Raw genomic sequence first — 24,049 nt, forward strand, 5'->3', positions numbered from 1 at the left:
TAGCGAGGAGGAAAAGACATGTCCAGGAAAATCCTTATCTTGACAGGCGATTGCGCCGAGGATTATGAGGTTAAGGTACCTCAACAGTCGCTCCAGATGTTGGGATACCATGTGGATGTAACTGCACCCAACAAAAAAACTGGTGATATGCTGCAACTGGTTGTGCACGATTTTACCACGCTCGATACCTACATTGAGCTGACAGGGCATCGTATTCCTGTTGATATACCTGTTGCTGAAGTAAATTCGCATGATTATGCAGGTCTGGTCGTCCCGGGCGGCAGAGCTCCGGAATACATCCGCATGTATGATGAAACCATTAAACTCGTAAAGGATTTCTTTGAGGCTGAGTAACCTGTAGCAGTTATTTGCCACGGTCTGCAGCTTCTGGCGGCTGCCAGAGTTCTGGAAGGCTATCGGGTAACGTCATATCCCGCATGTGCTTCGGAATGCCGGTTAGCCGGTGCTGACTGGCAGCCGGAACCAGTGATAATTGACAAAAACCTGGTAACGGCTCAGGCATGGCCCAACCATCCCTCCTGGTTAAGGGCTTTCGTTGAACTGCTCGGCGCAAATATACGCATTTAAGATTTCCTTCGCAGGAATTTTTCCTTTTTTCCTTTACCGAGCTGCAATCAAGGTCTCGATGCGAACACGGAAAGATAAGGAGTCATAACTTTCAGTGAATATAGAAAGAGTTTAAAATTAGATAATTTAATATGACTAACTGATTAATATGACGAATCGATGCTTCATTTTTAGAGGCTACTATTTTAGAGGCTACTGTCGAGAACGCGGGAAGTTATCTAAAATCAGGGCAAAAATTTAAGTTCACCCTAAAATATGGAGGAATTATTCAGTTTTCAGCTTTACTTTTAAAAAAGTGAAAATTATCGTACATATATTTTACTGGAAAAATCAGAGAATTATATGCAGAAATTAAATACATACAAAATAAATTTATTGCAAAATTTAAAAGAAGTCGGGAAAAAAAGGAAACCCACCATAAGTTATAAATAGTATAGCTATAATTAGAGGGTTGCACCCGTGAAAGAGGTGCTCCCTGATGCAGCGGGGCAGCAGGGTTGCATGCTAAGAAATTAGCATTCAATGGTGCAAAATCTAGAGGTGGAGAAATAAACAAACTGGGCCCGTAGCTCAGTCAGGCAGAGCGACTGGCTTTTAACCAGTCGGCCTAGGGTTCAAATCCCTACGGGCCCGCCATGTTCTTTATTACAACTGGCGGAAAGGCCATCCGCTGTAGAAATCTGATCAAGTTTTTTGAATGCTTTATTTTTGGAGGAAAGGATTTGACAAAGTTCAGCCTGCTCGACCATGAGGCGGTCCCTAAGCATGAAATCATGTCTGAGGGCGAGTTAAAGTCTGTTTTAAGCAAATATTTTATTGAAAAGGAACAACTTCCGAAAATCAAAGTGCAGGATCCTGTTTGCAAAGAAATAGGAGCTGTTGTCGGAGATGTCGTGAAAATAACAAGAAAAAGTCAGACTGCAGGGGAGGCAGATTATTACAGACTTGTGATTGAGTAAGCGACGGGGAGTTGAAATCGCTTGCAAAATCATATTTTTTTCACTGAATATCTTTTTGAATCCCATGCACCATCATACGGAAAAGATTCAACGACTACATAAAGATCCAGATCTGAGGATCATCATTTATTGATTTTCATTTTACCAAAGCAAAGAGGGTGCTATCATCGCGTTAGAAAGCAGTATACTGTCGCAGGCCTATTTTACACGGGACAAGATAGTGCAGCATCATATAGACTCATTTAATAAGTTTATAGATTATGGGCTGCAAAAGATCATTGATGAACAGAGAATAATAGAAACCGACATTGAAGACACTTATCTCAAGCTCGGCAAGATCCGGGTAGAGCATCCAGTAGTAAAGGAGGCAGACGGAGCGATCGAAAAGCTTTACCCGAATGAAGCGAGGCTCAGAAACCTTTCGTACTCAGGTCCCCTCTACCTGGAAATGAGTGTTGTAAAAGACGGGATAGAGTCAGAGGCAATGGAAGCAAAGATCGGGCAGCTTCCTGTTATGGTTAAGTCCAAAATCTGCAACCTTCTCGGGCTGAGCGAGGCTGAGAAAGTCCGCTATGGAGAAGACCCTCTTGACCCGGGGGGATACTTCATTATCGGTGGTACTGAAAGGGTAGTTATGACCCTTGAAGACCTTGCCCCTAACAAAATCCTTGTTGAGTACGGAGAGCGTTACGGTGACGTGATAGAGGTCGCAAAGGTCTTTTCACAGAAAAGAGGATACAGGGCACTCGTAATTGTGGAAAGAGGAAGAAAGTCCCTGCTTGAGGTTTCTTTCCCATCAATATCCGGCAGAGTATATTTCATTACACTTATGAGGGCTCTCGGGATAGTAACTGACGAAGATATCGTAAACGCAGTTTCAAGCGATCCCGAAATTATCAAGTTCATGCTGGAAAACCTTGAAGAAGCCGAAGTAGAGACTCAGGAAGAAGCGATCGAAAAGATCGGGGCAAGGGTTGCTGCCGGGCAGGCTAAGGAATACCAGATAAAAAGAGCAAACTACGTAATTGACAGGTATCTTTTCCCCCATCTGGGAAATGACATTAGAGACCGGATCTCAAAAGCTCATTTCCTGGCAAGAATGGCTGAGTCCTGCTTTGAACTTGCACTTGGCAAGCGTACAGAAGACGACAAAGACCACTACGCAAACAAGAGGCTTAAACTCGCAGGCGACCTGATGGAAGACCTCTTCAGGGTATCCTTCAACAGGCTGGCAAGGGACATAAAGTACCAGCTCGAACGTGCAAACATGAGGAACAGGGAACTTAATGTTGCCACAATTGTAAGGGCAGACGTTTTAACTGACCGCCTGCAGCACCCTCTGGCAACAGGAAACTGGGTAGGAGGAAGAACAGGTGTTTCCCAGCTTCTTGACAGGAACGATTATATTTCTACTCTTTCTCACCTGCGCCGCGTGATTTCTCCGCTTTCCCGTGCTCAGCCTCACTTCGAAGCCCGTGACCTGCATGCAACCCAATGGGGACGCCTCTGTCCTTCCGAAACTCCAGAAGGTCCAAATTGTGGCCTTGTGAAAAACTTCGCCGAAATGGTTGAACTCTCCACGGGGATAGAAGAAACAGAGAACATTAAGAAAATACTCTACGACCTCAACGTTGAGAAAGTAGTTGTGAAAATGCCAGAAATCCCGGCAAGAATGAGAGAAATAGTACTCGATGAATTCGGGGAAGAAATTATTGAAGAGTTTGAAGAAACTCCGGAACCCGAAACCAAATACAAAGATGATGATTTCTACGATTATTCAGATATGGACGACTCTGGATCAATGTATGGTGACTGAGGGGTTGATGTCAGATGACTAAAGCAAAAGTATTCATAAACGGAGAGCTCGTCGGGACCCATGACAACCCTGCGGAACTCGTGGAAGAGCTCAGAAAAATGAGGCGGCAGGGGTTCATTTCAAGACAGGTCAATATAGCTCTTAATGACAGCACCAGGGAAGTAATTATAAACTCCGATATGGGCAGGGCAAGAAGACCTCTTCTGGTTGTGGAAAACGGCGTTCCCAAAGTAACCCCGGAGCAGGTGCAGAAACTGAAGAATAAGGAAATCAGTTTTGATGACCTGGTAAAAGAAGGCTGTGTAGAGTACCTGGATGCCGAAGAAGAAGAAAATGCATACATTGCTCTCTACGAGGCTGACATTACTGACAGGCATACCCATATGGAGCTTGATCCTGAACTTATGCTCGGCATCTGTACCGGAATGGTCCCTTACCCGGAACACAATGCATCTCCGCGTAATACCATGGGTGCAGCCATGATCAAGCAGTGTATCGGAGTCTCCACAGCAAACCAGAAGTTAAGACCCGATACCCGTGCCCACGTCCTGCACTATCCGCAGAGGGCAATGACAAGAACCCGAACCTGTGAGGCAATAGGTTTCGACGACAGACCTGCAGGCCAGAACTTCGTGGTCGCAATCCTGTCTTATGAAGGGTATAATATTGAAGACGCTCTGATTTTCAACAAGGGCTCAATTGAAAGAGGATTAGGGAGAAGCCACTTCCTCAGGACTTTTGAAGGTGAAGAAAGGAGATATCCCGGCGGGCAGGAAGACAAGTTCGAGATTCCTGACTCCGAATACCGCGGAGCCCGGAGCGCAGATGCATACGCAAACCTTGACATAGACGGGCTTGTAAACCCTGAAACCCCTGTCGGCCCGAATGATGTGCTTATAGGAAAGACCAGCCCTCCTAGATTCCTTGAAGAGCCTTCTGACTTCGGGATTGCAGTTGAACAGAGGAGAGAAAGCTCTGTTACAATGAGATCCAACGAAACAGGGATTGTGGACACAGTTATCCTTACAGAATCCATTAACGGAACACGCCTTGCCAAGGTAAAAGTAAGGGACGAAAGGATCCCGGACATAGGGGATAAGTTCGCTTCCAGACACGGGCAGAAGGGAGTTATCGGCTTAAAAGTCCCTATTGCTGATATGCCGTTTACGGAATCCGGCTTGACTCCTGACCTGATGATTAACCCGCACGCAATTCCATCACGTATGACTGTAGGGCACGTCCTGGAAATGATCGGCGGAAAAGTAGGTTCCATGGAAGGCAGAAGAATTAATGCAACAGCCTTCTCAGGAGAAAAAGAAGAAGACCTCAGAGAAGCCCTGAAAAAGCACGGCTTTGCCCACACAGGAAAAGAGGTTTTCTATGACGGGGCAACAGGCAGGATGATCCCTGCAGATGTCTTCGTTGGTGTAATCCTGTACCAGAAACTGCACCACATGGTTACCTCCAAGATGCATGCAAGGTCCCGCGGACCCGTACAGGTGCTCACCCGCCAGCCGACAGAAGGTCGTGCAAGGGAAGGTGGTCTCAGGTTCGGTGAAATGGAGCGTGATGTGCTGGTAGGGCACGGAGCTGCCATGTCCTTAAAAGAAAGATTGCTCGACGAGTCTGACAAAGTGGTGGAACTTGTCTGCTCGCACTGCGGAATGATTGCAACATACGACAAGCAGCGGAACATAGCTTTCTGTTCGGCATGCGGGGCTGACACGGACATATATCCTGTAGAGATGAGCTATGCGTTTAAGCTGTTACTTGACGAGATTAAGTCACTCGGAGTAGCTCCCAGGCTTAAACTCGAAGATGCTGTGTAACTGAGGTGGACATATGGCAAACGTACCTCCGATTCCTAAAAGAATTGCTTCTATCAAATTCGGTTTAATGTCCCCAAAAGAAATTCGTAAGATGAGTGCAACCCCTATTATCACGGCTGACACCTATGATGACGACGGATTTCCAATTGACATGGGACTCATGGACACAAAACTCGGGGTTATTGACCCCGGGCTTCGCTGCAAGACCTGTTCCGGCAGGGCAGGAGAGTGTCCCGGACACTTCGGGCACATTGAACTTGTTGCCCCTGTTGTCCACGTAGGTTTTAACAAGGTAATCAGAAAACTCCTCAGGGCAACCTGCAGGAAATGCAGCAGGCTCCTGCTGGATCCGGCTCAGAAACAGCAATTTCTGGATCAGCTCATTGCAATTGAAGAAATCGGGCACATGCCTGATGACCTGATTAATGAAGTGTATAAAGAAGCCAGCAAGGTAAAGAACTGCCCATACTGTAATGAAGAACAGCTCGAAATCAAATTCGAAAAGCCCAGTGAATACCTGGAAAACGGAGAGAAGCTGACCCCTACCGAGATAAGGGACCGCTTTGAAAATATCCCTGATGAGGACATCAGGGTTGTAGGGATGGACCCGAAGAACGCAAGGCCTGAATGGATGATCCTTACCGTCCTTCCAGTACCTCCTGTTACAGTGCGCCCTTCAATTACTCTTGAATCCGGGCAGCGCAGTGAAGACGACCTGACCCACAAGCTGGTAGACATTATCAGAATTAACCAGCGGTTCCAGGAAAACAGGGAAGCAGGAGCTCCTCAGCTTATCATTGAGGACCTCTGGGAGCTGCTTCAGTATCACGTTACTACATTCTTTGATAACTCAGTTTCAGGAATTCCGCCTGCAAGGCACAGATCAGGCAGACCTCTCAAGACCCTTTCTCAGCGTTTAAAAGGTAAAGAAGGAAGGTTCAGAGGAAGTCTGTCAGGTAAGCGTGTTAACTTCTCTGCCCGTACCGTCATCTCTCCTGACCCGAACCTCAGTATAAACGAAGTCGGCGTCCCTATGCCCATTGCAAAGACCCTGACAGTTCCTGTAGTTGTAACCCCAAGGAACATCGAACAGCTCAAGGTTTATGTGAGGAACGGCGAAGATATTCATCCCGGAGCAAATTATGTGTTCAGGGCTGATGGCAGGCGCATAAAAGTAACCAATATGAACAAGGATGACCTTGCCGATAAGCTGGAATTCGGCTGGACTGTGGAACGCCAGTTAAAAGACGGGGATACCGTGCTCTTCAACAGGCAGCCGTCTCTGCACAAGATGAGTATTATGGCACACTCTGTGAAAGTGCTGCCGAACAAAACTTTCAGGCTGAACCCTGCAGTCTGTCCTCCGTACAACGCTGACTTTGACGGTGACGAAATGAACATGCATGCCCTCCAGACTGAAGAGTCAAGGGCTGAGGCAAAGATCCTCATGCAGGTTCAGGAAAACATTCTCTCCCCGCGTTTCGGAGGTCCCATTATCGGCGGGATTCACGACCACATTTCAGGGCTTTTCCTGCTGACACGTTTTGAAAACAAAATTTCCCGTCATGATGCTTACGACCTCCTGAGAAAAAGCAGCGCACGCAGCCTGCCTGAACCTGCAGGGTACGATGAGAATGGAAAGCCATACTGGACAGGAAAACAGATTTTCAGCCAGATTCTTCCTGACGGTCTCAATACAGAGTTCACAGCCCAGGTCTGCTCACACTGTGACACCTGTAAGAAAGCAGAATGTCCCAACGATGCATATGTGGTAATAAAGAATGGACAACTCATTAAGGGCACGATAGACGAAGCGGCAATAGGGGCTTTCAAAGGAAAGATCCAGGACCGCATCATCAAGGAAATCGGTCCCGAAGCAGGGTCCCAGTTTATAGATGATATGACAAAACTGGCAATCAGGGCAATCATGCGCACGGGCCTGAGTTTCGGAATAGCTGATGAAGATATTCCAAAAGAAGCCAGAATCCAGATTAATGAGGTTCTCGCTGAAGCTGAAGATGCAGTACAGAACCTTATCAAGTCGTATATCAATAAAGAGCTCGATCCGCTCCCGGGAAGAACTCTCGACGAAACAATTGAAATGAGCATCATGCAGAAGCTGGGTAAAGCCAGAGACAAGACCGGAGGAATTGCAGACAGCCACATGGGTCTTGAAAATCCTGCAGTTATTATGGCCCGTTCAGGAGCAAGAGGTTCTATCCTTAACCTTACCCAGATGGCAGCCTGTGTCGGCCAGCAGGCAGTGCGTGGTGAGCGCATCCGCAGAGGGTACGCAGGCAGAACCCTGCCCCACTTCCTTGAAGGTGACCTGGGATCGGATGCCCATGGGTTCGTCAAGGCAAGCTACAAGAGCGGGCTTAACCCGACCGAGTATTTCTTCCACGCAATCGGTGGCAGAGAAGGTCTTGTGGACACTGCAGTCAGGACATCACAGTCAGGTTACCTGCAGAGAAGACTTGTCAATGCCCTTCAGGACCTTGAGGTTCAGTACGACCTTACAGTCAGGGACACCAGAGGTGTGCTTGTTCAGTTCAAGTACGGGGAAGATGGAATTAACCCGACAAAGAGTGATTTCAGCAAACCTGACACCATCCACAGGATTGTCCGTTCCGTGGTAAACAAGGAGGTGGCATGATGAGTATCAGCGAAGCCACAGTAGACAGCATGATTAAGGACCTCCCGCTTCCTTCTAACATTTTAAAAACACTGAGGGAAGATGTCCTCAAAGCCGGGGTAAGCAAAAAGGAAATGGAAGAGATTATAGAACGGGTAATGGACGAATATACTGCCTCATGCATTGAGCCCTGCGACGCTGCGGGTGTTGTTGCAGCTCAGTCAATAGGGGAACCGGGTACTCAGATGACGATGCGTACCTTCCACTACGCCGGTGTGGCTGAGATTAACGTTACTCTCGGTCTGCCCCGTCTTATTGAAATCGTGGATGCGAGGAAGATTCCGAGCACTCCTATGATGACAATTGCTCTTTCAAAAGAACATCCTGAAGACTATGCTTATGACAGGGAAAAGACAAGAGCCCTGGCATGGGAGATTGAAGCGACCAAAATCGACCATATAGCTGACGTTACAACTGACCTTTCCCAGATGAAGCTTATAATAGACCTGCACGAAAAGGCAATGGAAGGCAGGAATATTACCATAGACCAGGTAAAGGAGAAATTTAATGAAGAGCTGAATGTCCTGGTCAGCATTTCTCCCGATATAGACAACCAGATAGTTATTACTCCCGGAGAGCCCTCTTACAGGGAACTGCTCCAGCTTGCAAAGAGCATACACAATGTTACTCTCAAAGGCATAGAAGGTATCAAAAGAGTCGTGGTCCGAAAAGAGGGTGAAGAATATACTCTCTATACAGAAGGGTCAGCTCTGCGTGAAGTTCTCCAGTTCGAGGGTGTTGACAAGACCAGAACCAGTACAAACAACATTAATGAAATTTATGAAGTCCTGGGCATTGAGGCTGCGAGAAACGCCATTATTAAAGAAGCTACGGATACCCTGCGTGAACAGGGTCTTACCGTGGACATCAGGCATATCATGCTTGTGGCAGACCTCATGACCTCGGATGGGGAAGTAAAACAGATAGGCAGGCACGGAATTTCAGGTGAAAAGGCAAGTGTATTTGCCCGTGCAGCTTTCGAAGTTACTGTCAACCATCTGCTTGATGCAGGTATGCGCGGATATGTGGATGAACTGCAGGGTGTTACGGAAAACATCATTGTGGGCCAGCCGATCCGCATGGGTACGGGAGATGTCCATCTGATAAGCAGAAAAGCAGAGAGAATGTCGGAAGCAGCGTCACCGGAAATAAAGGCAGAGAAAGTGGCGGAAGCAGCACCTGATGTAACACCGGAAATCATAGCAGAAGAAGTTGAAGCCAAAGAAGAATAAATTCGGGAGTTAAAACTCCGGCATGACCTATAATTATTTAAATGTATAATCTGATACAGGACGAGTCCAGATCAGGTATACATTACCTTATTAGACTTCACCAAATCCTGCTGCAGAAACTTGAGTCCGCGAGGCTCATAACCAGAAAATTGATATAAGGCATCAGGTATTTAGAGTACCATATACTCACCGAGCTTGGAATCTTTATTCAGAAATAGATAGAGTAGAAGAGCTAATTTGAGACGAGAGTTGATGAAAATGAAGATCAATGTTGATAAATCCCTTATCAAGGCTGTGAAAACAGGAAAAGTAATTATCGGAGCCAACAGGACCGTTGATGCAGCAGCAAATGGCTCAGCAAAAATGGTTATCCTGGCATCAAACTGCCCAGAAGAAATTAAGAAGAAAGTTCAGGAAACAAATGTTCCGGTTCTTGAATACGAAGGTACAAGTGTAGAACTCGGACCTGTATGCGGAAAGCCTTTCACGATTGCAGCCATGGCAATCCTTGACGCGGGCGAATCGGATATACTGGCAGCTACAGCTTGATAAAAAGGAGTTGCAACGTCTTGGGTGAAATAAGACTTACTGCAGAAAGCATCCAGTACATTGCGTTGTTTGAAAACATGACGCGGGCCAAAATACTTGACTGTATTCCGGAAGAGGAAAGGCTCGTATATGTTGTAAAGCAGGGTGATATGGGGCTTGCAATAGGCAAAAACGGGGAGAATATAAACCGTGTTAAAAAAGCCCTTGACAAACCCATTGAGCTTGTGGAGTATTCAGAGGACCCTGTAACCTTTATTAAGAATGCTTTCGGGCCGGTATCTGTAAGTTCAGTGAACCTTACAAACAAAAATGGCAAGCGATTAGCTTATGTAGAGGTACCCAATAAAGAGAAGGGGCTTGCCATCGGTCGCAACGGAAAAAATATAGAGAAAGTAAAGATGCTTGCACGCCGTCATCACACTATTGAAGACGTGATCCTGCAGTGATATTCCTTAATTTACGTTGATCCATTAATCCGGCGTTGAAGGACAATTCTGGCATTTTATGCCAAATCAGGAAACTGTGATCAATTATTAACTGGAGAAATTACTATGGCTAAAGGAAAATATGCAGCTAATATACTCAAACAAGCCAGGAAGGATGCCCGCTGGAAAGATACATACTACGGCAGGCGTGTTCTTGGTCTGAACGTGAAAGCTGACCCTCTTGGTGGCGCACCGCAGGGTCGGGGTATAGTATTAGAGAAAGTGGGAGTTGAAGCCAAACAGCCGAACTCTGCAATCCGAAAATGCGTAAGAATCCAGCTCATTAAAAACGGGCGTCAGGTTACCGCTTTCTGTCCCGGAGACGGTGCAGTAAACTTCATTGATGAACACGATGAAGTTACCGTTGAGAGGATAGGAGGCCGCATGGGCGGTGCTATGGGTGACATTCCAGGCGTACGTTTCAAGGTAATTGCCGTAAACAACGTGTCCCTGAACCAGCTGGTCATCGGCAGATTGGAAAAGCCCAGGAGATGATTTATTTGTACAAGATTTTTGGGAAATGGGACCCTACGGAAGTCGAGGTCAAAGACCTTGGAATTAAGCGCTATGTCAGCCTTACACCTGTAATTGTTCCTCACAGCAGCGGGAAACATGCAAGGCAGCAGTTCAACAAATCCGAAATCTCGATTGTAGAGCGCCTCGCAAACAACCTCATGAGGACCGAAATCAACAGCGGAAAGAAGCAGGTGACTCTCCGCGCAGTTGAGGAAGCTTTTGACATTGTGAACAAGAAAACCAAGCAGAACCCCATCCAGGTTCTCGTGGACGCCATTGCAAATGCAGGACCCAGAGAAGAAGTGGTCAGGCTGAAGTACGGCGGAATCTCTGTTCCAAAAGCAGTTGACACTGCTCCTCAGAGGCGCGTTGACACTGCTCTGCGCTACATCAGCATGGGAACAAATGCTGCAGCCTTCAAATCCAAGCGCTCTGTTGCAGAATGTCTGGCAACTGAACTCATTGGAGCCGCAAACCGTGATACAAAATCCTTCTCCATTAACAGAAAGGATGCAAAGGAAAGAGTTGCAAAGGCAGCCCGTTAATCGTTATCCGGGCCTTTCCTGAATAAACATATAATCATTCATATTTCGCTTAAAAGGTATTAGCATGGGACGAAGAAAGAAAATGGTCGAGCGTGTGACAACGCTCATGAATGATCCAGAGAAGATCAGAAATATCGGAATCGTTGCACACATTGACCACGGTAAAACCACATTATCGGACAATCTGTTAGCAGGCGCAGGCATGATTTCCAAGGAACTTGCCGGCAGACAGCTGTTCATGGACTCCGATGAAGAGGAACAGGCAAGAGGTATTACAATTGATGCCTCCAACGTTTCCATGGTTCACACATTTGATAATGAAGACTACCTGATTAACCTTATCGACACCCCCGGACACGTTGACTTCGGTGGGGACGTTACCCGTGCCATGAGAGCAGTAGACGGTGCGGTAGTGGTAGTTGACGCAGTAGAAGGCACTATGCCCCAGACCGAGACTGTGCTGAGGCAGGCTCTCAGGGAACATGTAAGACCCGTGCTTTTCGTTAACAAGGTAGACAGGCTTATCAATGAGTTGCAGGTCGACGCTCAGGAAATGCAGGTCCGCCTCGGAAAAGTTATTGACCACGTGAACAAGCTCATCAAGAACATGAACCCTGAAAAGTTCAAGGCAGGCTGGAAAGTCGATGCAGCAGCCGGAACCGTAGCTTTTGGGTCAGCTCTTTACAACTGGGCAATCAGTGTTCCTATGATGAAGAAGACCGGGGTTTCCTTTAAGGACGTTTATGATTACTGTAAAGCTGGAGACATGAAGACCCTGGCAGAAAAGTGCCCTCTGCATGAAGCTGTTCTTGACATGGTTATTCATTTCCTGCCAAACCCGATTGATGCTCAGAAGGGCAGGATAAAGGTCATCTGGCACGGAGACGAGAACTCCGAAATCGGAAAGTCCATGACCCATGCAAATGCAGAAGGAGACCTCGCATTCATGGTAACTGACATTTCCGTTGACCCCCACGCAGGAGAAGTTGCAACAGGAAGGCTGTTCAGCGGTTCTCTTACCCGTGGTATGGAAGTTTACACCTCAGGGACTGCAAAGAAGAGCAGGGTCCAGCAGGTCGGTATCTTCATGGGTCCTGAAAGGCTTGAAGTGGACAAGATCCCTGCAGGAAACATTGCCGCAGTTACCGGTTTAAAAGACGCAATTGTCGGATCCACCGTAACCACCCTTGAAGGAATGACTCCTTTCGAAAGCATCAGGCACGTAAGCGAACCTGTGGTGACCGTGGCTGTCGAAGCCAAGCACACCAAAGACCTTCCCAAGCTCATTGAGGTTCTCAGGCAGGTCGCAAAGGAAGACCCGACCCTCCAGATTACTCTGGATGAGGAAACCGGGGAACACCTGATGGCAGGTATGGGAGAACTTCACCTGGAAGTTATCGCCCACAGGATCGAAAGGGATAAGAATGTGGAAATCACCACGAGCAAGCCGATTGTCGTTTACAGGGAAACAATTAAGAGGAAGATCGAGGCTGTAGAAGGAAAGTCTCCGAACAGGCACAACAGGTTCTATATCTATGTCGAACCCCTTGACCCCGAGATTGTCAGCGCAATCAAGGAAGGGGAAGTCAGCATGAACATGCCTGAACTTGAGAGGAGACAGAAACTTATTGATCTAGGAATGGACAAAGAAGAAGCAAAAGGCATTGTCGGCATCTTCAACTCCAATATCTTCATCGATATGACCAAGGGTATCCAGTACCTTAACGAAACCATGGAACTGGTTCTCGATGGGTTTGAAGAGGTTATGCGTGCAGGTCCGCTTACCAGAGAACCTGTGGCAAATGTAAAGTGCGTGCTTGTAGATGCAAAACTCCACGAAGACGCAATCCACAGAGGTCCAGCCCAGATTATTCCTGCAGCAAGGCAGGCAATCCAGGCAGGCATGCTCATGGCAGAAGACAGTCTGCTTGAGCCTTACCAGAAGGTCTTTGTTCAGGTACCCCAGCTTTTGATGGGCGGTGCAACAAAGGAACTTCAGGGCCGCCGCGGTGTTATCCTCAACATGACCACAGAAGGGGACCTGGCAATTATAGAGGCCAGAGTACCTGTGGCTGAAATGTTCGGGTTTGCCGGCGAGATCAGGTCAGCAACCGAAGGGCGTGCTATGTGGAGCACCGAGTTCGGAGGCTTTGACGTTGTGCCTTCAAGCATCCTGGGCGAAATCGTCGGCCAGATCAGAGAAAGGAAGGGCCTGAAGAAAGATCTGCCCAAAGCTTCTGACTACCTTTCAATGTAAGCGGAATTTTTTCCGCTTCATCCTCTATTTAAGGCAAAACCAATTTAAGTCAAAATTCCCTTCTAATTCAGAAAAGAAAGGTCTGGAATGTTTCAAATAAAAGGTTTCAGAATTTTCTAGAGAGTTCAGTCAATGGGAAAGGTTTAAAACAAGATATGCCTATAATGGGGAAAACAGTCCAGGCCGCTGGAAATTCAAATTACGTTGACCTGATATATGTTCATGTCGGGAAATTGTAAGTAATGGTTGAAAGAAGACCGGAGAAGGTCTGATCATTACGAGATCTGCCCTAATATTAATATACTTTGATTTAATATAGCATTGAAACTCATCCATAATTTATAAAGGAGAATAATAAATGGCAGCAGACAAACCACACCTTAATTTAGCAGTGATTGGTCACATTGACCACGGAAAATCCACATTCGTAGGACGCTTAATGTATGATGCAGGAGCTGTACCTCCACACATCATTGACAAGTTTAGAGAAGAAGCAAAGCAGAAGGGTAAGGAATCCTTCGCATTCGCATGGGTTATGGACTCTCTTAAGGAAGAGCGTGAAAGAGGTATCACAATTGACATCGCTCACAAGAGATTCGACACAGACAAATACTACTTTACAGTCGTGGACTGCCCTGGCCACCGTGACTTCGTTAAGAACATGATTACAGGCGCTTCCCAGGCTGACGCTGCAGTTCTCGTCGTTGCAGCCCCTGATGGTGTCATGGCTCAGACCAAGGAACACATCTTCCTTTCCAGAACCCTCGGTATCACCCAGCTTATTGTTGCAGTCAACAAGATGGACGCAGTTGAATACAGCGAGAAGAGGTACAAGGAAGTCGTTGAGCAGGTATCCGGTATCCTGAAAATGATTGGATTCAAGCCAAGCGAAATCCCCTTCGTTCCAACCTCTGCATTCTACGGTGACAACATCGTAAAGCACAGCGACAAAACTCCCTGGTACAAGGGTCCCACCATGATGGACACCCTCAACAACCTCAAGGAACCAGAAAAACCATCCACTCTCCCTCTCAGGGTCCCTGTCGAAGACGCATACACCATCTCCGGTATCGGAACTGTGCCTGTAGGCAGAGTTGAAACCGGTGTAATGAAGAAAGGTGACAAGGTAGTCTTCATGCCCGGAGGAGCCAGCGGTGAAGTTAAGTCCATTGAGATGCACCATGAAGAAATTCCACAGGCACTCCCCGGAGACAACATCGGCTGGAACGTCCGTGGTATCGGCAAGAACGACGTCCGCAGAGGAGACGTTTGTGGTCACGTTGACAACCCGCCAAAGGTCGCTGACGAGTTTGTCGGACAGATCGTCGTCCTTCAGCACCCCTCAGCAATCACCGCAGGCTACACACCTGTTTTCCACGCCCACACCTCCCAGATCGCATGCCAGCTGATTTCTCTTGACAAGAAGCTGGACCCGAAGACTGGCCAGGTTAAGGAAGAGCACCCAACCTTCATTAAGGCCGGAGACGCAGCAATCGTTACCATCAAACCAACAAAGCCGATGGTCATCGAGCCCGTAAAAGAGATTCCACAGCTCGGCAGGTTCGCTATCCGTGATATGGGTATGACAATTGCCGCAGGCATGTGCATGAGTGTTAAGCAGAAATAACACTCTCCTTTTTTCATTTTTTTAAGGAGAAAAAAGGTATGCAAAAAGCTAGAATCAGATTGTCAGGCATCAGTCCCAAGGATCTGGACGGAGTCTGCAACCAGGTAAAGTCAATTGCGGAAAGAACAGGAGTTAGCATTTCAGGACCTGTTCCGCTGCCCACAAAGAAGCTTGTCGTCCCCACAAGGAAGAGTCCAAGCGGTGATGGGACTGCAACCTGGGACCACTGGGAAATGCGCGTACACAAGAGGCTCATCGACATAGCAGCCGATGAAAGAGCACTCCGCCAGCTCATGAGAATCCAGGTCCCAAAGGACATTAACATTGAGATTGTCCTCGAAGGATAAATGCAAAAAAAAACACCAGGTTACAGAACAATTCTGTACCCGGTCTTGCAATTCCTTTTCACTTCTTTATTCCAGAATATTTACTTTATCCACTTTAGAGAAATTTGCCGGCGGCTGCCCCCTGTGAGGGCTTTTTTCAGCCTCCGGAGATTCTGCAAATTTCTCTCCACACCTTATTCTGCAAAATGTAAATCTTTAAAAATAAGGGATGTGGTGCAGAATTTTGAATTCTGCAGTCTCTGAATCTATTTTAAATGATACTGATTTAAACATACCGGGAAGAACTATTTATTGCCTCCTGCGCCTCAACCGGCATGTGAAAGTCAGCACTGCAACTCCGAGCCCAATCTCGAAAGCCGGTGTGGATTTGGATTCAGTTTCAGTAGCTCTCTCTTCTCCGGCTTCCTCTTCCCCAGCTTCTGGCTCAAGGTCAATTACGATTTCGTGTTCCGAAAATTCGGGGATATATACTGCCATGGTCGCAGTTTCGTTTTCCTGCACTAGATAACAGAGCGGACGGTTTCCGCCAGCAAAGAGTTTATCTATATTTTCGGCTCTTTCAATTGCATTTCCATCAATCCGAAGCCTGAGGCGGTCGGGATTTGAAAGGTTGATGGTCTCGTTGTCCAGATTTATAGTAATGACCTTGCCATCCGAAAGGTTTGATTCTACCGCGAGCACTATACGGTCTCTGTCCCTTTCTCTTATTTGCATGCCCATGGGAGTGTAGTTCACAGCTGAGGAATTATTTCCTCCTGCACGGAGAGCGATTTCAGCTCCTACCATGCCGCGGGCAATTTCCCTGTTGAGCATCCGGTTCATGTATGCAGCATGGGAACCGTACATGTAGCCGGTCTGCATGAGAGCAGGGTCCATGGGGGATGCACGGAACATGACCACGCTGTTGTTTACAAGAGTTACTGTGACTTTATCACCCGAGACTTTAACATCAAGCCCTTCGAGAGGTTCGTCATCAGTAACGGTGGCGAGATAATTCTTGAAGACAATAAGGGATCCCTCAAAGTTGTTTTTGGTTATATTTACGATAATTGCATCTCCCAGATCATCAGAAAGTTCAGTATCCACACCTGCTTCCACATATTCGGAGAGGTTAAAAATAACGGTTTTATTGGCAAAAGCCATGATCTGCATGATTCCCATAGGGTTGTCGTGAAGCAAAATCCGGCTGTCTTTGCCATAATAAATAGATGCTGCCCCTGCAAGATGTTCATCCTTAAAGGCAAAATCAGAAACCGTTACTGAATTGAAAATCTGGTCTCCGCTAAGCGCAAAGTTGCTGATTTCTCCTGCATCGGGATCAAAACTGAAAGTCGTGTAGTTTCCGTATGCAAAGCGGCCCTGATGCATAAAATACATTCCCTGCCCCATGCCTCTTACGTTCTGCACGGCCTGCTGGCACATCATGAGTCGCTGCCTGGAATTGAGGGAAGTCGGCGTCTTCTTCATGGTCATTACCATGTAGCTTGCAATTTCCTGCCCTGTGACTCCATACTGCTCTTCGACTTCCAGAACGGTAAGCTTCGTGTCCATATCCTCAGGAAGCCCGAGGTCAGAAAGTGCTGTTTCAACCGGAACTCCGAAATTGTTGCAGGCTTCTTCGAAAGTCATTGATCCGAACCCTGAAAACCTGCTATCGTACTGGTCAAACCCGTAACCATTCATCATTCCCTGACCCATACCCTGGCCCATTCCCTGGCCCATGCCTCCAGCGGCATTTCCGCCCTGGCCCATCTGAGCAAGAGAAGGAGATGCACCAAGGACCACAATCAAAAGGACACAAAGTATGGATATATCTAAATTTTTCATTTTCAGCTTCAATTTCATACTTTCTCACCCACAGACAATAAACTGTCAATGACCTGTCCAGCTTAAAAATTAAGAGCTGAAGAAAAAAGAATCAAAAAATAAAAAACCAAGCCAGTGGATTATATGAGTCTATCATATAAAATCTCTCATGAAGATCTCTTATATCATTTTTAAATTATAAGTGAGTCCGTCCCAAAACCAATTTTGTTTTGCATAATAATAGTTTTAGAACTGTTTTCATGACTGGAGGCGAGATGCATCATGGGAATTTGAGGTTCAGAGTTTGAGGTTCAGAGATGTAATTATAAGTTTTGGGTATGCTCATCCATTATTTTAATCAACCGACATTGTCAACAAACTCATTTTTCTCTATTAGTTCGTTCATCTGATAGTACCAATCATCAATATTCTTCTTTAGTACCTGTTTAACTTTCCCGGATTCGACTGATATATATTCATAGTAGTACCCTCCGCCTTCAATAGACCTTTTTTTTCTATAAGCAATACCGCATGCTATGAGGTTTTGCAGGGAACGGTATACAGTACTTTTTTCTCTTTTCACTATTTCTCCCAGTCCTTCGGTTGTAATGGGGCCGTGTAAGAGCAGGGTTTTGTATGTTTCGAGATCAAGAGAGTTCAAACCGAATATGCATTTTACCGCATCTTCGTATCCGAAACTTGCTCTAATCATCTCATGAATGGAGTCTACCATAGAACCACATTTAGACAGTTTGCTTTTTGCTGGGCATGAACTTTTGGAATTTTATGGGGATCACAGGACCGGGTACGGTGTTGATAATGTCTCTTAGAGTCCCTATTCATGTGCTGGAAAAGGATACTCTTAAAACCATCCATCAGGATTTTGAGTAAAAAGGTCTTACCGAACCAGGTCCATCTTTTCTTCACCGGGAGTTTGGCTTTCTATCATTTACATGATCTTTCAGGAAAAATCCACTTTTATATTTTTTGATCGGAGCAAGGATTGTGGACAGTGGATTTTGTATTTTCCTGAGAAGAGGAAAACTTTTGGAAAAGAGAGAAAATTTTCTCTTACCAACTCTCCTGCGTTAAAAAGCTGGGCGGCTCAAAGGCGGACGGTCCAAAGGTAATATTTTCAGCGTTTTACCTTTGCCTGAGATATGCACCTTACTTCTTTCGAGGGCATGAGACTTTTTTTGAACACCGTTTTACTCTCCTGTGATCCTCAACAGCTAAATGCACACTAACTATATATAACGTTATGTTTAATCAAACATAACGGTTGAGGATATTCAGAGCAAATTTCCAAGTATCAGTTTTTCTTTTTCTTCTTCTTTTTTTTCTTCTTTTTCTTCTTCTTCTTCTTCTTTTTCTTTCGCTTCTTCTTTATTTTTGGAAGGAAGGAAATTAGCTTGATTTCTTTTATTTCGAATTTTTATAAAAATTTGTTTTAAGGTATCTTCGTTACTCTTTGTGAATTCAAATGGGGAATTAACGAACGGTTCGAAGTGAACAGCCACATCATCGAGCCGGTAAAGGGTTCCCTCACATTCCATAGCGTCAATTACCCCTGGAAGCACAACATCCGAGGCAACTACGGTAGGACATGGAGAAATGTCCAGGCAGATAAGGGGAATTTCGGCAAGGTAAGCTGAGCAGTCGGCAGGGATCTGATTTAATAGGTCCGTGCATACCACAAAGGCTGCATCAATATCCTTTTCCCGCAATAGGTCCACAGCAGTGAATTCTCCCGGATTGTAACGCGGATAACCCCGCATGAAGTCAAGCGCGAAAGGATATCCGTACATGTAGGATGCAACCTGATTGAAGCCTGCCACGTTGCAGTTGCTGCGGAGAATTCCAAAGGTAAACCTCGTGTAGCTGTTCAGCTCCTTTACGAGGTTCATGGCAATTTCGGTGTTCCTGTGTTTTCCGATTGAGGACGAAAGCCCGACACCTGCCGAGATTGAGCCGAAGTTGCAGTTTTTCATCATGTGGAGCATCTGTTTCATTAAGGAGATGGGAACTCCTGTGATTTCTTCTACTGATGGGTGAGGATTTTTTCCGTGAAGAAGGGTGAGAAGGGCACTTATCAGTTCATAATCGGAATTGGGTTTGAGCTGCACATGAAGGTCGGAAACCTTAGAAGTAAGAGTTTTTCTCGGGTCTACGGTAATAATTGTTCTGTCAAAACGTCCGCCTCCTGTCCAGTACCCTCTGGGAAAAATTCCGTATCTGGACATATGCCTGGGCATGGATTCAAGGGGGTTCGTTCCCCAGTAGACTATGAGGTCGCTCCTGTTTTTCTTCTGCCCTTCGGTTGCACCTGTTTTTCCGGATTCCTGAGTTCCCATTGCTGCCGGCCCATTTCCAATTGTGGTATTTGAATCGACAACAGCTCCAAGGTATTCCCCTATCATGAGCCCTATTTCATGTGTTTCGCAGGAATTATCGCTGCCCATGAAAATTAGAGGACGTTTTGCCGAAACAAGGATATCAGCAGCTTTTTCAAGAGCTTTGTCCCATGAAACAGGCTTTAATTTCCCTTCCAGCTTTATAAGTGGCTGCCTGAGCCTTCGGGAACTTTTAATCACCTTAAACCGCGAAGCTCCTACTTTGCATATGTTTTTAGCTTCGAGTTCCCCGTTCCTGAATTCAACCTGGATATCGTCGCAGGCAGCCCCACAGGCTGGACATATTATGTTTTTAAATAACATAATCGCCGCCCTCCAGCATAAATATCCAATATCACATATTCGGTGCTTTCTTCAAAACAGAAAAACAATAGATTATTGCCCTGCATTTTGTGTACCTCTCAACATTGCTCCGTGCGCTGCACAGCAGTTCATATTTATTTGAATGAACAGTGCACAGCAGTTGTACAGCACTGTATCATTTTTATGAACTAGTACTTCAATGTCAACAGGTCTCAGGAATGCGCCTTTTCTCCTGCAGCCAGGAAGACGGGTGGGGGAATCAAAGATAGTTCAGGACTTTCCATATCCCAATAGAAAAAAACCGTGTTCAAGCTCTTTTGCTGTTGTTTACCAGTTAATATTCCTTATATTTGGGTTCGCTACCGGTAAGATGCTTTTCCTTCCAATAGCTGGAATTCTACAAAGAATTTCATTTAGAAGTAAATTTACAACCTGATATAAACATATCGTCTCCTCATTTTTTTGAGTGGAAAATTTACATTCCTATTCAGATACCTGGGCCACAGATCGGAAATTAATCCTGAGTTCGTAAGGTTCATATAAGGATATATTTATATGTAAGTTTGCGGAAGTAAAATTCCGTGTTAAATGGAGGTCCAAAAAAATGAAACTGAGTGCACGCAATGTCTTAAAAGGTAAGGTTAAAAGTATTGTCATTGGAATGGTCAATGCGGAAATTGTAATCGAATTGCCAGAAGGAACAGAAATCACTTCCATCATCACAAAGACCTCAGCTGAAAGTATGAAGTTAAAAGTAGGAAGTGAAGTATACGCAGCATTCAAGGCCTCAAGTGTGATGGTAGCAACAGACTGAAAGCCTTATTTCCTTTTCCTCATTTAATAAGGGAATAAAATAATCAAAACCTTTCCACTTTCCACAGAAGTGCACAGAAAGCTACTGCTATCTCATTATTCGTTTGAAGATGCAGATAAAATAGCAGTGTAGATCTGCGGAAAGTGGAATTATCTTATCTTAATAGTCCTGAAAAGCGACTTAATTTATTTCACGATTATTCTGAATACTCAACTCCGTCACGCAGAATGTTTCCATGATAAAATGGGTTCCTGAACCAGTACCTGATGGCATGCCATTTTTTCTGTAAAATTACAGATTCAGGAAGTCAAAGAATCAAAAACGATATTATTAAACCTGTTTCGTTACCGTGTATAAAAACATGGCTTTGAACTTATGGCAAATTCGGGAACATTCTTATACTATAAAAATACAGAAGGATCGTTGTGTATTATCAAACATAACGTCTTATTATATTTTGTGCAGGTGAAATTATGAAAAAAGGACTAATAGTTCTGTTAGTGTTATTAGGCGTGTTCCTTGCAACAGGATGTGCTGAAAACGGAAGCGAAGATACAAACGAAACGAGTACCCCTGTTGCAGAAGAGACATCGGTTTCTGAGCAGGAGTCTGAAACAATTATGGTGTCTGCAGCTGCCAGCCTTACCGAAGCCTTTACTGATATGGAATCACGGTTTGAAGCCGATAATCCTGGTGTAGATGTGAGTCTCAATTTTGCAGGATCAGGAAACCTGCGTACGCAAATAGAGGGAGGAGCCCCGGTTGATGTTTTTGCTTCGGCTGACGAGAAAAACATGGACATACTTGCCGGAGAGGAACTGATTGAAAACAGTACAAGGAAAGACTTTGCCCAGAACTCCCTTGTGCTCATAGTTCCTGCAAACAGTAGCCTCAATATAACGGGAATAGAAGACCTTACAGCTCCAGAAGTTGAAAAAATCGCAATTGGAAATCCTGACTCTGTTCCTGTCGGAAACTATACTCTCACCGCATTGACTGAAGCAGGACTGTTAAATCAGACGGAAAACAAGTTTGTACTTGCCGAAGATGTCAAACAGGTTCTTACATATGTTGAAAGAAGAGAGGTAGATGCAGGTTTTGTGTATATGACCGATGCAAAGACTGCAGACCCTGGAACAATAGAAATCGTCACCAATGTGACTGTAAGTACCCCTATTAGCTATCCGATAGCTGTGGTTTCTACTTCTGAGAACAAAGAAGAAGCACAGGAATTCCTGGATTACGTGACCGGAGAAGAAGGTCAGGAGATTCTGGAAGGATACGGGTTTACTGCCGCATCAAAATAAAAGCATAAGCTAAAAACATAAGAAATGATCTCCATGATGGACAAGATATGGTTTCCTTTAACTCTCACGCTCTGGGTAGCAGCCATATCGTCCATTCTTGTACTGTGCAGTGGCGTAGCCATAGGTTATGTGTTTGCAAGGCATGATTTCCGGGGAAAAAGGCTTGTGGAATTGCTCGTGACCCTTCCCCTCGTCCTTCCTCCTACAGTAATCGGTTATCTTCTTGTGATTCTTGTAGGAAGACACGGGCTTCTTGGACAGATGATTTTCGATGTTATTGGGAAAGGGATCATGTTTACCTGGCAGGCAGCAGTTATTGCAGCATATACGGTTTCTCTTCCACTGATGGTATATACCGCGAAAGCAGCCATTGAAGCAGTGGACAGGGAAATTGAGTACTCTGCCTATATCCTTGGAAAAAGTGAACTTGAGACCGCTCTGCAAATAACATTCCCTCTTGCAAAAAAAGGAATACTGGCAGGGCTGATACTCAGTTTTGCCAGGGCTACTGGAGAATTCGGTGCAACCCTGATGCTGGCAGGAAATATTCCAGGAAAAACGAATACAATGTCTATTTCAATATACAGCGCATTCCAGGCAGGTAACAATGAACTTGCCGAAGCGCTGGTTTTAATCCTGGTCTTTATGTCCTTGCTGACCATTGCTCTAACCGGTAGATTCGTAGAAAAATTAGAGGTATGAGATTGGGCGTTAAAGTTGACCTTATAAAACGGTATAATGAAGCTGAAATCAACGGAAAAAAAGGCACCAGGAAGGCTTTTACGTTAGATGTCAGCTTTGAAATGGAAAACGAACTTGTCGTACTTTTTGGGCCCTCTGGATCAGGAAAGACCACGTTGTTTAAGTGCATATCGGGAATCACGGAACCTGATAATGGAAAAATAATTGTTGGAAATAAAGTTTACTACGACAAAGACCGGAAAATTAATCTTCCCATCCAGAAACGCAATCTTGGTTATGTTTTTCAGAACTATACCCTCTTTCCTCATATGAACGTTAGAAAAAACATAGAATACGGTCTCAAAGACTGGGAAAAAGAAGAAAGAGAAGAAAGGATTATGGAAGTGCTGAGCCTTCTCCATATAGAGGAGCTGGAAACCCGTTTTCCCTCTCAACTCTCAGGCGGACAGAAGCAGAGGGTAGCCCTTGCAAGAGCTCTGGCTCCCAAACCGGGAATTTTACTTCTGGATGAACCTCTCTCAGCACTTGATATGAAAATAAGAATCAGACTTGCCGAAAAAATAAAAAATTTGCAAAACAGGATTGAAATACCGCTGTTATTTATAACCCATAACCTTGAAGAAGCTCTCCTGCTGGCTGACAGGGTTCTTATTTTACATGGGGGAAAGGCCCAGCAGTTCGGAACCCCGGAAGAAATCTTCTGTCATCCTGAAAACATTCATGTGGCAGAACTTACAGGCATATCAAATATTTTTGACGATGCTTATGTGGAAAAATATGAGGAAGAGTCAAAAAGTGCAGTGTTAAAAAGCGGAGACATGAGAATAAAAATAAAATCTCAGAACCTTAAATCCGGAGATAAAATATCCTGGGGAATCCATCCTGAGAATATAACTCTTCTTCGGGATGACTCCGATTCTGAAGGTCGGGACGAAAACATTTATCCTGCACATGTCAACAGTATCATAAATAAAGGACCTAAAAAAAGAATTTCCCTCAAACTTGTCAAACATAACAAAAGTCTGACTGCAGAACTGCCTGCACAATTTGTGGATTCCCTTAAACTTCATGCGGGCGGTTCCTGTATGGTTAGACTGGAAATGAGTAATATAGTGGCATTTCATGGTTTTTAACTCCATGCTTGAAGTCTCATTCCTCTGCAGTTACGGTTTGGCAGAAATGGCAGGTGGAGATGAAAGCCGCCAACTTCCCACAAAAATATATGCATAAGATTCTCTCCACATTTTTCTCAAAAAAC

20 protein-coding genes, 1 tRNA gene and 1 pseudogene are annotated in these 24,049 nt (G+C 45.3%); 19 read left to right on the forward strand and 3 right to left on the reverse strand.

Annotated features, from left to right (window positions below; translation table 11 throughout):
• The first annotated feature begins 18 nt into the window (after nucleotides 1-18).
• The 14 genes and pseudogenes from PLL47_RS03160 (at nucleotide 19) to rpsJ (ending at nucleotide 15,445) form a co-directional block, all read left to right on the forward strand.
• Nucleotides 19-588: pseudogene (locus PLL47_RS03160) on the forward strand (DJ-1/PfpI family protein).
• A gap of 559 nt (nucleotides 589-1,147) precedes the next feature.
• Nucleotides 1,148-1,224: transfer RNA gene (locus PLL47_RS03165), tRNA-Lys, on the forward strand.
• An 86-nt stretch (nucleotides 1,225-1,310) separates the two neighbouring features.
• Nucleotides 1,311-1,547, forward strand: coding sequence for a DNA-directed RNA polymerase subunit H (locus PLL47_RS03170; protein WP_048037333.1), 237 nt, complete (start codon nucleotides 1,311-1,313; stop codon nucleotides 1,545-1,547).
• A gap of 220 nt (nucleotides 1,548-1,767) precedes the next feature.
• On the forward strand, nucleotides 1,768-3,363 hold the full coding sequence (locus PLL47_RS03175; RefSeq protein ID WP_502883671.1) for a DNA-directed RNA polymerase subunit B'': 1,596 nt from the start codon (nucleotides 1,768-1,770) through the stop codon (nucleotides 3,361-3,363).
• Nucleotides 3,364-3,377: 14 nt separating this feature from the next.
• Entirely contained in the window at nucleotides 3,378-5,192 is a 1,815-nt protein-coding gene (rpoB, locus tag PLL47_RS03180) for a DNA-directed RNA polymerase subunit B (RefSeq protein WP_324444718.1), read from the forward strand.
• A 13-nt stretch (nucleotides 5,193-5,205) separates the two neighbouring features.
• The gene (locus PLL47_RS03185) at nucleotides 5,206-7,848 is read left to right on the forward strand and encodes a DNA-directed RNA polymerase subunit A' (RefSeq protein WP_324444720.1); all 2,643 of its coding nucleotides are present in this window, start codon (nucleotides 5,206-5,208) and stop codon (nucleotides 7,846-7,848) included.
• Nucleotides 7,848-9,119, forward strand: a complete 1,272-nt coding sequence (gene rpoA2, locus PLL47_RS03190; protein ID WP_324444775.1) for a DNA-directed RNA polymerase subunit A'' — start codon at nucleotides 7,848-7,850, stop codon at nucleotides 9,117-9,119. The genes PLL47_RS03185 and rpoA2 overlap by 1 nt, the downstream gene beginning before the upstream one ends.
• A 252-nt stretch (nucleotides 9,120-9,371) precedes the next feature.
• Nucleotides 9,372-9,668, forward strand: a complete 297-nt coding sequence (locus PLL47_RS03195) for a 50S ribosomal protein L30e (RefSeq protein ID WP_324444722.1) — start codon at nucleotides 9,372-9,374, stop codon at nucleotides 9,666-9,668.
• 20 nt (nucleotides 9,669-9,688) lie between these two features.
• Nucleotides 9,689-10,114 carry a NusA-like transcription termination signal-binding factor gene (locus PLL47_RS03200; protein WP_048137975.1) on the forward strand — a complete coding sequence of 142 codons (426 nt, stop codon included), beginning with the start codon at nucleotides 9,689-9,691 and terminating at the stop codon, nucleotides 10,112-10,114.
• A 105-nt stretch (nucleotides 10,115-10,219) separates the two neighbouring features.
• The gene (locus PLL47_RS03205; RefSeq protein WP_324444726.1) at nucleotides 10,220-10,648 is read left to right on the forward strand and encodes a 30S ribosomal protein S12; all 429 of its coding nucleotides are present in this window, start codon (nucleotides 10,220-10,222) and stop codon (nucleotides 10,646-10,648) included.
• A complete protein-coding gene (locus tag PLL47_RS03210) occupies nucleotides 10,645-11,214 on the forward strand; it encodes a 30S ribosomal protein S7 (RefSeq protein WP_324444728.1) in 570 nt (189 codons plus the stop codon). Before PLL47_RS03205 ends, PLL47_RS03210 begins: the two co-directional genes overlap by 4 nt.
• 64 nt (nucleotides 11,215-11,278) lie before the next feature.
• On the forward strand, nucleotides 11,279-13,471 hold the full coding sequence (locus PLL47_RS03215; RefSeq protein WP_324444730.1) for an elongation factor EF-2: 2,193 nt from the start codon (nucleotides 11,279-11,281) through the stop codon (nucleotides 13,469-13,471).
• Between the two features lie 358 nt (nucleotides 13,472-13,829).
• Nucleotides 13,830-15,098 (forward strand): translation elongation factor EF-1 subunit alpha, encoded by a 1,269-nt coding sequence (gene tuf, locus PLL47_RS03220; RefSeq protein ID WP_324444732.1) that lies wholly within the window; start codon nucleotides 13,830-13,832, stop codon nucleotides 15,096-15,098.
• A 38-nt stretch (nucleotides 15,099-15,136) separates the two neighbouring features.
• A complete protein-coding gene (gene rpsJ / locus PLL47_RS03225; protein WP_048124829.1) occupies nucleotides 15,137-15,445 on the forward strand; it encodes a 30S ribosomal protein S10 in 309 nt (102 codons plus the stop codon).
• A 288-nt stretch (nucleotides 15,446-15,733) separates the two neighbouring features.
• Here the strand turns inward: rpsJ and PLL47_RS03230 are convergent, their stop codons facing one another.
• Together PLL47_RS03230 and PLL47_RS03235 are read right to left on the reverse strand one after the other, a co-directional pair.
• Nucleotides 15,734-17,272: an MAST domain-containing protein gene (locus tag PLL47_RS03230; protein ID WP_324444739.1), complete on the reverse strand. Its 1,539-nt coding sequence runs from the start codon at nucleotides 17,270-17,272 to the stop codon at nucleotides 15,734-15,736.
• Between the two features lie 337 nt (nucleotides 17,273-17,609).
• Nucleotides 17,610-17,984 carry a helix-turn-helix domain-containing protein gene (locus tag PLL47_RS03235; RefSeq protein WP_324444741.1) on the reverse strand — a complete coding sequence of 125 codons (375 nt, stop codon included), beginning with the start codon at nucleotides 17,982-17,984 and terminating at the stop codon, nucleotides 17,610-17,612.
• A gap of 35 nt (nucleotides 17,985-18,019) precedes the next feature.
• Here PLL47_RS03235 and PLL47_RS03240 point away from each other — a divergent pair, with 35 nt between their 5' ends.
• Nucleotides 18,020-18,142 carry a hypothetical protein gene (locus PLL47_RS03240; protein ID WP_324444743.1) on the forward strand — a complete coding sequence of 41 codons (123 nt, stop codon included), beginning with the start codon at nucleotides 18,020-18,022 and terminating at the stop codon, nucleotides 18,140-18,142.
• Between the two features lie 401 nt (nucleotides 18,143-18,543).
• Here PLL47_RS03240 and PLL47_RS03245 read toward each other — a convergent pair whose 3' ends face one another.
• Nucleotides 18,544-19,968 carry a formylmethanofuran dehydrogenase subunit B gene (locus PLL47_RS03245; protein ID WP_324444745.1) on the reverse strand — a complete coding sequence of 475 codons (1,425 nt, stop codon included), beginning with the start codon at nucleotides 19,966-19,968 and terminating at the stop codon, nucleotides 18,544-18,546.
• A gap of 604 nt (nucleotides 19,969-20,572) precedes the next feature.
• Here PLL47_RS03245 and PLL47_RS03250 point away from each other — a divergent pair.
• The 4 genes from PLL47_RS03250 (at nucleotide 20,573) to PLL47_RS03265 (ending at nucleotide 23,924) form a co-directional block, all read left to right on the forward strand.
• Nucleotides 20,573-20,782 (forward strand): TOBE domain-containing protein, encoded by a 210-nt coding sequence (locus tag PLL47_RS03250; protein WP_324444747.1) that lies wholly within the window; start codon nucleotides 20,573-20,575, stop codon nucleotides 20,780-20,782.
• 473 nt (nucleotides 20,783-21,255) lie between these two features.
• The gene (modA, locus tag PLL47_RS03255; RefSeq protein ID WP_324444749.1) at nucleotides 21,256-22,089 is read left to right on the forward strand and encodes a molybdate ABC transporter substrate-binding protein; all 834 of its coding nucleotides are present in this window, start codon (nucleotides 21,256-21,258) and stop codon (nucleotides 22,087-22,089) included.
• Between the two features lie 24 nt (nucleotides 22,090-22,113).
• Nucleotides 22,114-22,791 carry a molybdate ABC transporter permease subunit gene (modB, locus tag PLL47_RS03260; RefSeq protein WP_324444751.1) on the forward strand — a complete coding sequence of 226 codons (678 nt, stop codon included), beginning with the start codon at nucleotides 22,114-22,116 and terminating at the stop codon, nucleotides 22,789-22,791.
• Complete coding sequence (locus PLL47_RS03265) at nucleotides 22,788-23,924, forward strand: ABC transporter ATP-binding protein (RefSeq protein WP_324444753.1); 1,137 nt, start codon at nucleotides 22,788-22,790, stop codon at nucleotides 23,922-23,924. Before modB ends, PLL47_RS03265 begins: the two co-directional genes overlap by 4 nt.
• Nucleotides 23,925-24,049: the final 125 nt, after the last annotated feature.

Origin of the sequence: Methanosarcina sp., from assembly GCF_035390745.1 — an archaeon.
Classification (GTDB): Archaea; Halobacteriota; Methanosarcinia; order Methanosarcinales; family Methanosarcinaceae; genus Methanosarcina.

Coding starts and splice junctions, on each gene's coding strand:
- rpoB (WP_324444718.1), top strand. CDS start 3,378: ATGACTAAAGCAAAAGTATTCATAAACGGAGAGCTCGTCGGGACCCAT.
- PLL47_RS03185 (WP_324444720.1), top strand. CDS start 5,206: ATGGCAAACGTACCTCCGATTCCTAAAAGAATTGCTTCTATCAAATTC.
- rpoA2 (WP_324444775.1), top strand. CDS start 7,848: ATGAGTATCAGCGAAGCCACAGTAGACAGCATGATTAAGGACCTCCCG.
- PLL47_RS03195 (WP_324444722.1), top strand. CDS start 9,372: ATGAAAATGAAGATCAATGTTGATAAATCCCTTATCAAGGCTGTGAAA.
- PLL47_RS03205 (WP_324444726.1), top strand. CDS start 10,220: ATGGCTAAAGGAAAATATGCAGCTAATATACTCAAACAAGCCAGGAAG.
- PLL47_RS03210 (WP_324444728.1), top strand. CDS start 10,645: ATGATTTATTTGTACAAGATTTTTGGGAAATGGGACCCTACGGAAGTC.
- PLL47_RS03215 (WP_324444730.1), top strand. CDS start 11,279: ATGGGACGAAGAAAGAAAATGGTCGAGCGTGTGACAACGCTCATGAAT.
- tuf (WP_324444732.1), top strand. CDS start 13,830: ATGGCAGCAGACAAACCACACCTTAATTTAGCAGTGATTGGTCACATT.
- rpsJ (WP_048124829.1), top strand. CDS start 15,137: ATGCAAAAAGCTAGAATCAGATTGTCAGGCATCAGTCCCAAGGATCTG.
- PLL47_RS03230 (WP_324444739.1), bottom strand. CDS start 17,272: ATGAAAAATTTAGATATATCCATACTTTGTGTCCTTTTGATTGTGGTC.
- PLL47_RS03235 (WP_324444741.1), bottom strand. CDS start 17,984: ATGGTAGACTCCATTCATGAGATGATTAGAGCAAGTTTCGGATACGAA.
- PLL47_RS03240 (WP_324444743.1), top strand. CDS start 18,020: ATGAACTTTTGGAATTTTATGGGGATCACAGGACCGGGTACGGTGTTG.
- PLL47_RS03245 (WP_324444745.1), bottom strand. CDS start 19,968: ATGTTATTTAAAAACATAATATGTCCAGCCTGTGGGGCTGCCTGCGAC.
- PLL47_RS03250 (WP_324444747.1), top strand. CDS start 20,573: ATGAAACTGAGTGCACGCAATGTCTTAAAAGGTAAGGTTAAAAGTATT.
- modA (WP_324444749.1), top strand. CDS start 21,256: ATGAAAAAAGGACTAATAGTTCTGTTAGTGTTATTAGGCGTGTTCCTT.
- modB (WP_324444751.1), top strand. CDS start 22,114: ATGATCTCCATGATGGACAAGATATGGTTTCCTTTAACTCTCACGCTC.
- PLL47_RS03265 (WP_324444753.1), top strand. CDS start 22,788: ATGAGATTGGGCGTTAAAGTTGACCTTATAAAACGGTATAATGAAGCT.